The sequence below is a fragment of the Aestuariimicrobium ganziense genome, assembly GCF_015352975.1.
Lineage (GTDB): Bacteria > Actinomycetota > Actinomycetes > Propionibacteriales > Propionibacteriaceae > Aestuariimicrobium > Aestuariimicrobium ganziense.
On sequence record NZ_JACYIZ010000008.1, the window covers coordinates 1 to 12993 of the forward strand.

Below are 12993 nucleotides of genomic sequence, written 5' to 3' on the forward strand. Positions count from 1 at the left end.
CGCATGAGCCAGCCGCAGCCGAGCACCCCGACGGGGGGTCGGCTGATGGCGGTGGCGTTCGAGCGCCACGGGCAACTGCACTACCTCGACCCGGGCGCGCGCGACTACGCGGTCGGCGACCACGTGCTCTACCCGACCGAGCGTGGGCCCGAGGTCTGCCAGGTGGTGTGGGCACCCGAACCCAGCAGCGACGAGCTCACTGGGAAGACCCTGCCGCTGTGCCCGGGCCCTGCCAGCCAGGCCGACCTCGAGCGCGATGCTGCCATGCGGCGCCGGCGGGCCGAGGTGACCGCGGTGGCCAAGGCGATGATCGCCGAGCGCGGGCTGGGCATGCGGGTGCTCGCCGTCGACGTCATCGACCGGGGCGACGACCCGTTGGTCGCCATCCACTACACCGCGCCCGAACGGGTCGACTTCCGCACCCTGGTGGGTCCGCTGGCCCGTGCGGTGGGCTCGCGGGTCGACCTGCGCCACATCGGCTCTCGCGAGTCGGCGCGCATCACCGGCGGTGTCGGCCACTGCGGACGAGAGCTGTGCTGCTCCACCTTCCTGCGAGACCTCGAGCCGATCAGCATGCGGGTCGCCAAGGAACAGAACCTGCCCCCGAACCCGCTGCAGATCGCCGGTGCCTGTGGGCGCCTGATGTGCTGCCTGACCTACGAACACCCGCTCTACGTCGACTTCGCCGAACGAGCCCCGGCCATCGGAGCCCGGGTCGAGACCGAGGCGGGCCAGGGCGTGGTCGTGGGACAGCACCCACCCAGCCAGACCCTCGTCGTCCGTACCGGGGCGACGGTCACCAGGTGCCCGCTGGTCGAGGTCTGCACCACCCACCGAGCGCGTGCTGACCGCTCCCGCCGCCTGGCCCAGAACGACCCTGCTCCGGTCTCGACCTACCATCGACCACGTCCCCGCAACACCTGAGGAGTCCCGATGCGACGACCCGCAGCGTTCGTGCTGGCACTGGCCGGCAGCCTCGTCCTGTCGAGCTGCACGCTGCTCGGACTGAACCGCTCCGACGATGCCGATCCCCCCGTGGTCACCACCACCCAGGTGCCGCCGACCTCCGAGGCGCCCGCCTCGCAGTCGCCCAGCAGCAGCTCGTCCGCGTCGGGCTCGAGCGCCCCCTCGTCGGGCAAGGTCGACAGTTCGCAGTGGCCGTTCTCGGGCTTCGACCTCAGCAAGCACACGCTGTTCAAGGACGTGCCCACCTCGCCCGACCGCCAGACCAGCGTCACCAGCGACGCCAAGCCCGAGGGCTTCGTGAGCCCGCCGCCCGGACAGGGCATCCAGCGTTACGCCGACCAGAAGCTGAACTGGACCGCCTGCCAGGGCGGGGAGTGTGCCAGCGTCGCCGTCCCGCTCGACTGGGACGATCCCGACGGCCAGGCGATCACGATCAAGCTCTTCCGCAAGAAGGCCACCGGCCAGCGCAAGGGCTCGCTGTTCGTCAACCCCGGCGGACCGGGGGGTTCGGGCATCGGCATGGCGCGCGGCTTCGACGGCAGCCCGTTCCCCGGCTTCGACGTGGTCGGCTGGGATCCCCGTGGTTCGGGGGAGTCCACTCCGGTCAAGTGCGGCACCACCGCCCAGACCGATGCACTCAACGCGCTCGACCAGAGCCCTGACGACGAAGCTGAGTGGAAGGCGATCATCAAGGGCAACCAGGACTTCGCCAAGCAGTGCCGTGAGGCCTCGGGGCGCCTGCTCGACCACATCTCGACCCTCGACAACGTGCGCGACCTCGACTACCTGCGCCACCTGGTCGGCGACGCCAAGCTCACCTACCTGGGCATCAGCTACGGCACCTTCGTCGGCTCGTTGTACGCCGAGCTCTACCCGCAGCGCACCGGGGCCCTGGTGCTCGACTCCGCGGTCAACATCACCGAGAACGACTCGGTGTTCCAGGCCATGGGCTTCGACCTGGCGCTCAACGAGTTCGCCGACTGGTGCGTCAAGGGCGGTGAGTGCGAGCTCGGTGCCACCCGCGCCGAGGTGATCAAGACCCTGACCACCTACTTCAAGACCCGCGACGCCAACCCCGTGACGGTCAACGGACGCAAGTTCCACGACTCCTCCGCCGTGCTGGGTGTGGCCGCCTACCTCTACAGCGGCGACGAGGCCTACGACTCGCTGTACAACTCGATCATGTGGGCGGTGCGCGCCAACGACCCGCAGTACCTGCAGCGGGCCGGTGACTGGCTGATCGGGCGCGACAACAACGGCTACGGCTCGTTGGCCTACAGCTTCCCGGCGATCGCCTGCGCCGACTCCGTCGACGGCGGCCTGGCCGAGGCCCGCAAGTCCTGGCCCGAGATGGCCAAGAAGGCCCCGATCTTCGGGTACTGGATGGGACCGGGCCTGCAGTGCACCTACTGGACCGCCAAGGCGATGCCGCAGATCAAGCCGATCGCCAAGGGTGCCGCCCCGATCCTCGTCCTGGGCGCGACCGGCGACCCGGCCACCCCCTACCAGCAGGCCGAGTGGATGGCCGAGCAGCTCGACAGTGGCGTGCTGGTGGGTTGGAAGGGTGCCGGGCACTCCGCGTACTCGCTGGGCAACAGCTGCGTGACCTCGATCGTCCACGACTTCGTCAACAAGGGCACGGTGCCGCGCAACGGCACGATGTGTTGAGCGTGGTGGGTGTTGAGCGTGGAGGGTGTTGAGCGTGGGAGCGTTTGGCGCCGCGACGGTCGGCGTTGCTACGCTTCTGGGGCCGGTCTGCGACCGGCGCGCCACCTTAGCTCAGTCGGTAGAGCGACGCTCTCGTAAAGCGTAGGTCACGAGTTCGATTCTCGTAGGTGGCTCCACTGTGCGGGGCACTCTGTGCGAGCGCCCCTCGCCCCACTCGACCCCCGGCTCGCGACCCCCAGACAAGGGTGATTCGTCGAATAGTCACAGGGGGGTCGAATTCGGTGTGACGAGGGTGGGTATCGTCCCAAGCGGGTCGCCTCGCTGGGACATCCCCCTTCTCGGCAAGCCCCCAGGGAGGTTGTCACAGATGTACGACTGCATCGTCGTCGGAGCAGGTCTGGCGGGTCTTGCGACCGCCGCCGACCTGGCTGCGCGCGGTAGGTCGGTGCTGGTCGTCGAGGCCCGCGACCGGGTCGGTGGACGCATCGAGAACGCCGAACTCAGCGACGGGCAGGTGGTCGACATGGGCGGGCAGTGGATCGCTGCTTCGCACACCCACATGCTCGAACTGGTGGCCTCCCACGGCCTCGCCCTGGTCGACCCGCGCGAGGGCGACGTCGCCGTCCGGCTGGGTGGCCAGAGCCACCAGATGCCCACTCAGGACGAGATCGACGCCAGCCTCAACCCGTTCGCCATCGCCGACCTCGGCAAGGGCCTGGCCCGCTTCCGCCGGCTCGCCGAGAAGATCGTCAAGAACCCCACCTGGGCCCAGGCCAATGCCACTTGGCTCGAGCAGCCGCTGACCCGCTGGATCCATGCCAACCTCGGCACCCCCGGGGGTCAGGAGTGGTTCGGACGCTGCTTCAAGGCTGCCTTCGACGTCGAGGCCAACCAGATCAGCCTGGTCGATGGGCTGCAGCGGGCCAACCGGGGCGTCGACATGGAGGCGCTGATCGCGGTCAACGGTGGCCTCAAGCAACAGCGTGTGCAGGGCGGGCTGTTCCAGGTCTGCGAGCGACTTGCGGCGAGCCTGCCCGAGCCGGTGCTGCTGTCACGCCCGGTGGTGCGGATCATCCACTCCGAGCACCGGGTCGATGTCGTCGTGGTCGACCCCGAGGGCGTCGAGCAGGTGCTCAGCGCCGAGAACGTGGTGATCACCCTGCCCCCGCGCCTGGCCACCCGGCTCAGCTACGACCCGCCGCTGCCCGAGGGGCGAGCCGAGATGGCGTTGAAGGTGCCCGAGGGCAACGTGATCAAGGCCTACCTGGTCTACGACGAGCCGTGGTGGCGCCGACTGGGCCACTCCGGCCAGATGGGCGCGGACGAGGGTGCGGTGCGGGTGAGCTTCGACACCTCCGAGCCCGGTGGACGCGGCGTGCTGATGGGCTACTTCGAAGGCGCTGAGGGCTACGGGTCGCGCAGCCAACTGCTGCGCCAGCGGGCCTTCGCGGCCTCGGTCGAAGCTGCCTTCGGTACGACCGAACACACCCCGGTGGAGTACCTCGACCGCGACTGGAGCGCCGAGCAGTACACCGGCGGTTGCCACGGTGCCCACTTCACCCCCGGCCTGTGGACGAACACCGGTCCGGCGCTGGGCGAGCCCTTCGGGCGGGTGCTGTTCGCCGGTGCCGAGTACGCCTCGCAGTTCAACGGCTACATGGAGGGCGCGGTGCGCTCGGGGGCGCAGGCCGCCGCCGAGGTCGCCCGCCACCTGGGCTGAACCCACCGGGGCTGAACCCACATGGGGTTGAGCCCCGAGGGTGGAAGCGAGTGGACAAAATGCCTGACGCCCTCCCGAGGGTGTTCGGGAGGGCGTCGGGCGGGGTGCTCGCTGGATGGATGGGGACTAGAGGGCTTCGTCTCCGGACTCGCCGGTGCGGACTCGAACCACCTGGTCGACCGGGGTTGACCAGATCTTCCCGTCGCCCATATGCCCGGTCCGGGCGGACTGGCAGATCAGCTCGATGACGTCAGCCGCCTCGTCGTCGCTGCAGAGCACCTCGATGCGCACCTTCGAGATGAAGTCGATGGTGTACTCGGCTCCTCGGTAGACCTCGGTGTGGCCACGGGTGCGGGCGTACCCGCTGGCCTCCGAGACCGTCATCCCGCTGACGCCGTGCTGGGCGAGGCTGATCTGCACGTTCTGAAGGGTGCCGGGCTGGACGATGGCGGTGATCAACTTCATGCGACGGGCTCCTTGGTGTCGACGTTGTCGGCGTTGCGAGCCGGGGTGATGGGCGAGAGGGGCGAGGCGGGCACGACCAGGGTCTGGGCGACGCGGTAGGCGGAGTAGCCGACCCGCGACAGGTCGTAGCTCTGCTCGGCGTGCTCGGCCAGGTCGACGCCCTGGGCCTCTGCGTCGGTGCCGACGCGCAGGCCGATGGTGTACTTCAGGGCCAGCGCGATCAGCAGCGAGACGATGCCGGAGTAGATCAGGACGGCCAAGGCACCGAGCGCCTGACGACCGAGCTGCTCGAGACCTCCGCCGTAGAACAGGCCGGCCGCGCCACCAGTGAGCTCCTGGGTGCCGAACAGCCCGACCGCGAGGGTGCCGACCAGGCCACCGACCAGGTGGACTGCGACCACGTCGAGGGCGTCGTCGTAACCGAAGCGCACCTTGAACCCGAGGGTGAGCGGGCAGATCACACCGGCGAGCAGGCCGACGGCCAGGGCGCCCAGCGGCGAGACCACGGCGCATGCGGGGGTGATCGCCACCAATCCGGCGACGATTCCCGAGGCGGCACCGAGCGAGGTGGCGTGTCCGTCACGGATCCGCTCGACCAGCAGCCAGCCCAGCATCGCGGCGGCAGCACCGGCCAGGGTGTTGATCCAGACCATGCCCGCCAGGCCGTTGGCGCCCAGCGCCGAGCCGGCGTTGAAGCCGAACCAGCCGAACCACAACAGGCCGGCGCCGAGCATCACCAGGGTGAGGTTGTGCGGACGCATCGGCTTGGTGCCGAACCCGACGCGTCGTCCGATCACCAACGCGAGCACCAGAGCGGCGATCCCAGCGTTGATGTGGATGGCAGTACCACCGGCGAAGTCGAAGGCCTTGATCTGGTTGGCGATGAAACCACCCTTCTCGGCGACCACACCGTCGAAGGCGAACACCCAGTGGGCGGCCGGGAAGTAGACCAGCGTGGCCCACAGCACCGCGAACGCCACCCAGGCGCCGAACTTCATCCGGTCGGCGACCGCGCCCGAGACCAGCGCCACGGCGATGATCGCGAAGGCCGCCTGGAAGCCGGCGAAGACCAGCAGCGGAATCTGGTTGCCCTCGGCGCCGATCAGGGTGTCGAAGGTGCCCTGCAGTCCGAGGAACTCAGTGGGATTGCCGATGATGCCGTTCCACGAGTTCCCGAAGGTCATCGAGAACCCGTACAGCACCCAGATCACGCCAACGATCCCCATCGAGACCACTGACATCATCATCATGTTCAGCACGCTCTTGGAGCGCACCATGCCGCCGTAGAAGAACGCCAGGGCGGGGGTCATCAGCAGCACGAGGCCCGCTGACATCAAGACCCAGGCGGTGTCGCCCGCATTCAGTTCGAGGATCGTCATGTCCCCACACTCTGGTCGGCGTCGATTCCGTGCGGATTGTGCTGGTGTGACAGTCCGGTTTCAGACTCGGCGCACGTGTGACAAGCATGTTTCGCGGCTCAGGGCGACCTGACCCGGCCGCTCACCCCCTGCGCGCTATCGTCGGTGGGCGGGAGGAGAGCAAGGTGCCGTCGAGGAGGTGACGCGTGTACTGCGCAGACTGCAGTGCCCCGGTGGGGGCCAGGGACATGGTCTGCTCGACCTGCCACGCCGACCTGATGCGCTCGGGTGCCGTGCGGCTCACCCCCGACATCCCCGGCCCCGGCCAGGAACGCCCCACCCCGCCCGACCACTGGTATCCCGGCCGCGAGCGGGGCCATGGTTGGACCGCGGCCGGTCGTCCGGAACCGCTGCGTGGACCGGGACCGGACACCCTGGGTGATCCGTCCCGTCCGGTGTCGCCGCATCCGCCTCGTCCAGCCATTGGCGACCCGCTGGCCGTCTCGCAGGCCACGCCAGTGCGGCTGCCGCTGGGGGTCGAGGCCCCACCCACCCCGCTCACCCCGGACGACCCGCCGCCCTACGCTGGTCGTCCCGCGCGAAGCCGTTGGGCGATCGCGGTGGTCACCCTGGTGTTCATCGCCGCGCTGATCCCCCTGGGGCTGGTGAGTTGGCAGTTGCTGAACCCACCGAAGCTGGCGCTGGGCACTCCGGCCCCGACCCCGATCCCCACCGCTGCCGCCCGCCCGACCCCGACGCGGCCCGCCTCCAGCGCCCCGGCGCCGACGCCGACCCCCACCCCCACGCCGACACCCACACCGACCCCGGCGAGCCTGCCCGCCGATGCCAAGCGCTGCGCCGACGGCGTAGGGGCCAACTCGGCCACCTCGTGTGAGTTCGCCCTGGTCGTCGGGAACGCTGTTGACCGCACCCAGGTCGGGGAATGGACGCTGCAGGCCACCAGCCCGGTCACCAACACCCGCTACGACGTCGCCTGCACCCGGGCGACCAGGGCCGACCTGATCACCTGCCGCGCCGGACGCAACGCCGCCATCTACCTGGTCGGTCGCTGACCGCCCGCCGGCGTGTGAGCTTGGTCACATCAGTCGAGCCTCAGTGGCACCGGGGCGCCCTGCCCGCCTACCGTGGGCCCATGCGTGCTCGCCAAGTACTGTCACGGTCGATGGCCGTGGTTGCTGCCTCTGCCCTGGTCGCCGTGAGCGGCTGCGCGAAAGGCGACGACATCCCGATGATCATCGAGGATCCCTGGGTTCGCACCACCGAGGGCGCCACCGACCCCTCGATGACCGCGCTGTTCTTCTCGGCCGTCAACCCCGGTGAGAAGCCGAACACCCTGACCAAGGCCGACTGCTCGAGCGTGGCCGGCAAGACCGAGATCCACGAGATGGTCAAGGGCGACGACGGCAAGATGGTCATGCAGGAGGACAAGGACGGCCTCGAGATCGCTCCCGGCACCCACGAGCACCTCAAGCCCGGCGGGCACCACGTCATGCTGATGATGCTGAAGAAGCCGCTCGCAATCGGCGACGAGGTCACCTGCACCCTCACCTTCTCCACCGGTGACCCGATCACCGTGACCGCCCCGGTGAAGAAGTTCACCGAGGAGGAGGACCACTACCACCCCAGCCCGGCGGCGAACGGCTGACCTGCGCCGATGGCTGACCCCACCCCCGATCTGACCGACCAGCCGGAGCGCGACGTTGCCGTCGAGCCCGGCGAGGCCGGCCGGGTCGAGTCGACCCCGGACGTGCCGCCCGCGGGCCATGCCTTGGGGCGCCGACGTCTACTCGGCCACCTCGGCACCGCCGGTGTGGGGCTCGCGGCCGGCGCGGCAGCTGGCTGGGGGCTTCGTCCCGCCCCGGCGCAGGCCGCCCCGGTGGTCATCCGGCAGCGCTACTCACCGTGGGGTGAGCACCAGACCGGCATCACCACCCCGACCCCAGCGGCCACCGAGATCATCGCCTTCGACCTGCTCGACGGCGTCGACGGCGACAAGTTGGGCCGGCTGCTGCGACTGTGGTCGACCGACGTCGCCGCCGCGATGCGGGGACGACCCATCCCCGGCGACGTGGTGCCCGAGATGGCCCAGGAGGCGGTCTCGCTCACTGTCACCGTCGGCTTCGGGGCGAAGGTCTTCGACCTGCCCGGGGTGACCGCACCGCCGCCGGTGGGGCTCACCGACATTCCGGCGATGAACCACGACAAGCTCGAGGCCCGTTGGGGCGGGGGCGACCTGGTCGTCCTTGTCGCCGCGGACGACCCGACCACGGTCGCGCACGTCAAGCGGCGGCTGGTGGTCGACGCCGAGACCTTCGCCAAGCCCCGCTGGGTGCAGACCGGCTCGTGGAGAGGCACCGACGGCCAAGGGCGTGCGGTCACCGGACGCAACATGTTCGGCCAGGTCGACGGCTCGGCCAACCCCAAGGACGACCTGCTCGCCAGCACCGTCTGGGACACCTCGACGGAGTGGAGGGGCGGCACCCAGCTGGTCATCCGCCGCATCGAGATGGACCTCGAGGTCTGGGACACCCTCACCCGCGAACGCCACGACAAGGCGGTCGGACGAAGGATCCAGGACGGCGCCCCGCTCACCGGCGGCACCGAACACGACGACGTCGACCTGGCCGCTACCGACGAGCACGGCCCGGTGATCGCCCTCGATGCCCACGCCCGCCGCTCACACCCCAGCCAGAACGGCGGACGACGGATCCTGCGCCGTGGGCTCAACTACACCCACGAGGAGTTCGTCGACGGGGCCTGGCGCTCCAGCGCCGGACTGGTGTTCCTGAGCTTCCAGGCCAACACCGCCACCCAGTTCGTCCCCATCCAGCAGCGGCTCGACCAGTCCGACGCCCTCAACGAGTGGACCCACGCCGTCGGCTCGGCGGTGTTCGCGATCGCTCCGGGTTTCAACGAGGGCGGCTGGATCGGTCAGGGCCTGTTCAGCTGACCAGTCCCGGGGCCCACCGGGGGATCAGGCGATGTCAGGGCGTCGAGTCGCGGCGGTGCAGCCCGACCAGCCGGGTCTGCTCGGCGCCGTCGGTGGCGAAGTGGTCAGGGTGCAGGTCTGACCAACTGCCCTCGAGGGTGAACTCGGTCCAGGCCGCGGTCGGGAACCAGCAGCCGATCTCGTCCGCCTGGCGCGGCGCGCTGGCTGCCGCCAACTGGCTCGACAACCACGGGATGGTCGGGGAGTGCCCGACCACGAGCAGCGAGGTCACCTCGTCGTCGATCTCGCTGATCCGCTGCAGCATGGTCTCGACCCCGCCCGAGTAGAGCACGTCCATGTACTCCACGCGCGCGTCGAGGCCCAGGTGCTCCACGGTCTGGCGGGTGCGCTCGGCCGACGAGCACAGCACCAGGTCGATGGCGCGGTCGGCGAGCTGTCGTCCGACGTCGGCGGCATCGCTTCGTCCCCGCATGGTGAGGCGTCGTGCCTTGTCGCCCATCGGGTGGTTGGGCTCGGTCTTGGCATGCCGCATCAGCACCAGGGTCCGCATGCGCCCAGCCTAGGTGACCGCTGTGGTGGCAGGCGGCGTCCAGCGCCCTAGAATCGCGCCCATGGCGTTCTTCGACAAGCCCCTCGACGAGTTGCAGACCTACTGGCCCGAGGTCAACGAACCCTCCGACTTCGAGGACTTCTGGCGCGCAACCATCGCCGAGGCCCGCAAGCACGACCTCGACGTGCGCCGTGAGAAGGTCGACAGCCCGCTGGCCAATGTCGAGATCCACGACATCACCTTCGCCGGCTACGGCGGCCACGACATCCGCGCCTGGCTGTACCTGCCGGTGGGGGCCTCTGGTCCGCTGCCGACCGTGCTGGAGTACCACGGCTACTCCGGTGGACGAGGGATGCCGCTGAACACGCTGTGGGCCTCGGCCGGCTACGCCCACCTGTCGATGGACACCCGTGGCCAGGGCTGGAGCCAGGCCTCCGACCGGCCCCGCACCCTCGACCCCGAGGCCGGCGGCGGCCAGCCCGGCACGATGACCCAGGGCATCGACGACAAGGACAGCTACTTCTACCGCCGGGTGTTCACCGACGCCTTCCGACTGCTCGAGGTGGCCCGGGAGATCGACGAGGTCGACACCGACAAGATCTTCGTGCGTGGTGGTTCGCAGGGCGGTGGCATCACCATCGCCGTCGCCGGCCTGGCCGGGCTGCTCGACGTGCCGCTGGCCGGTGCCACTCCCGACGTGCCTTTCCTGTGCCACTTCGACCGGGCGATCACGCTGACCGACGCCTATCCCTACAAGGAGATCTCTGACCACCTCAAGGGTCGTCCGGGTGAGGTCGAGCAGGTGCTCACCACGCTGGGCTACCACGACGGGGTGAACTTCGCCCGCCGCGCCTCCTGCCCGACCCTGTTCTCGGTGGCACTGATGGACCAGATCTGCCCGCCCAGCACCGTCTATGCCGCGTTCAACGCCTGGGGTGACCCCGACCAGCAGATCAACGTCTACTCCCACAACGGGCACGAGGGCGGGCGAGAGGTGCAGACCTGGGCCCAGCTGGTCTGGATGAAGGAGCGCCTCGAGGCCCCACGCGGGCGCAAGCGACCCCGCCGCGGACTGCGCCGTTGAGTCGTCGCCTTCAGGGCGCCTGCGTCAGCTGACGCCGCCCTGGCTGCGGACGACGTGGCTGCGGACGACGTGGCTGCGGACGACCGGGCTCAGGCGGCGCCCATCAGCGCCAGCAGCACGCCACCGGCGACCACCGAGGCGACCTGACCTGCGGCGTTGGCACCCATCGCGTGCATCAGCACGAAGTTGTCGAAGTTCTCGCGCGAGGCTTCCTTCTGGACGACGCGCGCGGCCATCGGGAAGGCCGAGATGCCGGCGGCACCGATCAGCGGGTTGAACTTGCCCTTGCTGAACACGTTGAGTAGCTTGCCGAACATGACGCCGGCGGCGGTGTCGAGCACGAAGGCGATCAGGCCCAGCCCCATGATGAACAGGGTGGCCGGACGCAGGAACCGCTCGCCCATCATCGTCGAGCCGATGGCCAGGCCCAGGAACAGGGTGACCACGTTGGCCAGTTCGTTCGAGGCGGCCCCGGTGAGCCGCTCGACGACCTTCGACTCGCGCATCAGGTTGCCCAGCATCAGCATGCCGATCAGTGGGGTGGCGAACGGCACCAGGATCGAGACCACCAGGGTGACGATGATCGGGAACAGCAGGCGGGTGCGCTGGCTGATCTCGCGCGAGGAGTAGGGCATCCGGATCGCCCGCTCCTTCTTGGTGGTGAGCAGTCGCATCACCGGGGGCATGATCAGCGGCACCAGCGACATGTAGCTGTAGGCGGCGACGGTGATCGGGGCCAGCAGTTCGGGGGCCAGCTTGTTCGACACGTAGATCGAGGTGGGCCCGTCGATCGCGCCGATGATGCCGATCGAGGCCGCCTGCGGCTGGCTGAAGCCCAGGGCCAGGGCGAGCAGCAGGGTGAGGAAGATGCCGAACTGGCCGGCAGCGCCCAGCAGCACCATCTTGGGGTTCTCGAGCAGCGGCCCGAAGTCGGTCATCGCGCCGATGCCGATGAAGATCAGCAGCGGGAACAGTTCGTTCTCGACGCCCATGTTGTAGAGCGTGGTCAGCGCCCCGTGCTCGCCGACCAGCGGCGACAGTGGGATGTTGGCCAGGATCGCGCCGGCGCCGATCGGCAGCAGCAGCAGCGGCTCGTACTCCTTGGCGATGGCCAGCCAGATCAGCAGCAGGCCGATGGCCATCATCACCATCGACTGCCAGGAGAGGTTGTTGACTCCGTCCAGTAGCAGGCGGAGGGTTTCGGAGTTCATCAGCTCTCCTCGAAGCGGACCAGCGCCTCGCCGTACTTCACCTGGGCACCCTCGGCCACGTAGATCTCGTCCACGGTGCCGTCTCGCGGCGACTTCAGCTCGTTCTTCATCTTCATCGCCTCGAGCACCATCAAGGTCTGGCCACGGCTGACCACCTCACCGACGCTGGTGCGGATCTCGAGCACCACACCGGGCATCGGGGCGGTGAGCCGGTCTGCACGTCCCGATGCGGGCGGTCCACCGACCGGACGAGCAGGCCCACCCGGCACCGGTGCCACGGCAGGAGCACCCGAGGTCGGCGGCGCGCTGACCGGTGCCGCGGGTGCGGCGGCGGGGGCTCCGGCTGCTGATGCCGCGGCGCTGCGGCGCACCTCGACGGTCGGGGCGATGGCGGCGTGCGCGAGGCCTCGGTGGTCGTCCAGCCGCACGTCGAGAGTGCGTCCGTCGACCTGCACGCGGTAGGTGTCGGCGGTGAGTTCCTCGACGTCTATCACCCTCGTCGACGAGTTCACGGTGACGGTGTAGCGGCGCATTACCTTCTCCTCCAGGGGGTGTTCTGCAGGCCGCGTCCGACGGCCACCCAGCGGCTGGCCCACAGTTGCGACCCCGGTGCGTTGGCGCGCATCTCGGGGGCTGCCTGCTTGCGGCGCACGTCGGCATGCTTGATGACCGCGATCGCGATCGCGGCGATGGTGTCGTCGTCCAGCCCGTCAGGGTCGGCGATGGTGACCGTCGGTGAGGCCGGCGCGGCGGCAACCGGCTTCGGTGCCGGCGCCTGGGCGACGGCTGCGGCCTCGGCGCGGGCCGCGCGCCTGGCTGCCCACTCGTCCCCGCGGGCGATCAGGTGCAGCAGCGCCCACAGCAACGCCAGCAGCCCGAACACGACCGACATGCCGACACCGGTCATCATCAGGCCCCAGCCCCAGTCCATTTCCAGCGGGGCCATCTCGAGGGGAGCCAGTTCCAGGGGAACGGGGATCTCGAACAGGTTCATGGTCGC

General features: G+C 69.5%; 13 protein-coding genes and 1 tRNA gene. 8 read left to right on the plus strand and 6 right to left on the minus strand.

What is annotated here, in order from left to right:
• The 4 genes from IE660_RS13550 to IE660_RS13565 form a co-directional block, all read left to right on the plus strand.
• Positions 1 to 924 (plus strand): PSP1 domain-containing protein (locus IE660_RS13550; protein WP_203568914.1); only part of this gene is annotated, 924 nt, incomplete at its 5' end.
• A 9-nt stretch (positions 925 to 933) separates the two neighbouring features.
• Positions 934 to 2634 (plus strand): alpha/beta hydrolase, encoded by a 1701-nt coding sequence (locus IE660_RS13555; protein WP_203568915.1) that lies wholly within the window; start codon positions 934 to 936, stop codon positions 2632 to 2634.
• A 100-nt stretch (positions 2635 to 2734) separates the two neighbouring features.
• A tRNA-Thr gene (locus IE660_RS13560) sits at positions 2735 to 2810 on the plus strand.
• 191 nt (positions 2811 to 3001) lie between these two features.
• A complete protein-coding gene (locus IE660_RS13565; protein ID WP_203568916.1) occupies positions 3002 to 4354 on the plus strand; it encodes a flavin monoamine oxidase family protein in 1353 nt (450 codons plus the stop codon).
• Positions 4355 to 4480: 126 nt separating this feature from the next.
• On the opposite strand, the gene IE660_RS13570 is transcribed toward IE660_RS13565, so the two are convergent.
• Positions 4481 to 4819 (minus strand): P-II family nitrogen regulator, encoded by a 339-nt coding sequence (locus IE660_RS13570; protein ID WP_203568917.1) that lies wholly within the window; start codon positions 4817 to 4819, stop codon positions 4481 to 4483.
• Positions 4816 to 6198 carry an ammonium transporter gene (locus IE660_RS13575; protein WP_203568918.1) on the minus strand — a complete coding sequence of 461 codons (1383 nt, stop codon included), beginning with the start codon at positions 6196 to 6198 and terminating at the stop codon, positions 4816 to 4818. The genes IE660_RS13570 and IE660_RS13575 overlap by 4 nt, the downstream gene beginning before the upstream one ends.
• Before the next feature lie 185 nt (positions 6199 to 6383).
• Here IE660_RS13575 and IE660_RS13580 point away from each other — a divergent pair, with 185 nt between their 5' ends.
• The 3 genes from IE660_RS13580 to IE660_RS13590 all read left to right on the plus strand — a co-directional run bounded on the left by IE660_RS13580 (position 6384) and on the right by IE660_RS13590 (position 9148).
• On the plus strand, positions 6384 to 7250 hold the full coding sequence (locus IE660_RS13580; RefSeq protein WP_203568919.1) for a hypothetical protein: 867 nt from the start codon (positions 6384 to 6386) through the stop codon (positions 7248 to 7250).
• Positions 7251 to 7330: 80 nt separating this feature from the next.
• A complete protein-coding gene (locus IE660_RS13585; RefSeq protein ID WP_235998086.1) occupies positions 7331 to 7843 on the plus strand; it encodes a copper chaperone PCu(A)C in 513 nt (170 codons plus the stop codon).
• 9 nt (positions 7844 to 7852) lie between these two features.
• Positions 7853 to 9148 carry a Dyp-type peroxidase gene (locus IE660_RS13590; RefSeq protein WP_203568920.1) on the plus strand — a complete coding sequence of 432 codons (1296 nt, stop codon included), beginning with the start codon at positions 7853 to 7855 and terminating at the stop codon, positions 9146 to 9148.
• A gap of 34 nt (positions 9149 to 9182) precedes the next feature.
• Here IE660_RS13590 and IE660_RS13595 read toward each other — a convergent pair whose 3' ends face one another.
• Positions 9183 to 9698, minus strand: coding sequence for a SixA phosphatase family protein (locus tag IE660_RS13595; protein ID WP_203568921.1), 516 nt, complete (start codon positions 9696 to 9698; stop codon positions 9183 to 9185).
• A gap of 61 nt (positions 9699 to 9759) precedes the next feature.
• On the opposite strand from IE660_RS13595, the gene IE660_RS13600 reads away from it, so the two are divergent.
• Positions 9760 to 10782, plus strand: a complete 1023-nt coding sequence (locus IE660_RS13600) for an acetylxylan esterase (protein WP_203568922.1) — start codon at positions 9760 to 9762, stop codon at positions 10780 to 10782.
• Positions 10783 to 10871: 89 nt separating this feature from the next.
• On the opposite strand, the gene IE660_RS13605 is transcribed toward IE660_RS13600, so the two are convergent.
• The 3 genes from IE660_RS13605 to IE660_RS13615 are packed head-to-tail and all read right to left on the minus strand — an operon-like array spanning position 10872 to position 12987.
• Positions 10872 to 11993 carry a sodium ion-translocating decarboxylase subunit beta gene (locus IE660_RS13605; protein ID WP_203568923.1) on the minus strand — a complete coding sequence of 374 codons (1122 nt, stop codon included), beginning with the start codon at positions 11991 to 11993 and terminating at the stop codon, positions 10872 to 10874.
• On the minus strand, positions 11993 to 12526 hold the full coding sequence (locus tag IE660_RS13610) for a biotin/lipoyl-containing protein (RefSeq protein ID WP_203568924.1): 534 nt from the start codon (positions 12524 to 12526) through the stop codon (positions 11993 to 11995). Before IE660_RS13610 ends, IE660_RS13605 begins: the two co-directional genes overlap by 1 nt.
• Positions 12526 to 12987, minus strand: coding sequence for an OadG family transporter subunit (locus IE660_RS13615; protein ID WP_203568925.1), 462 nt, complete (start codon positions 12985 to 12987; stop codon positions 12526 to 12528). The genes IE660_RS13610 and IE660_RS13615 overlap by 1 nt, the downstream gene beginning before the upstream one ends.
• Positions 12988 to 12993: the final 6 nt, after the last annotated feature.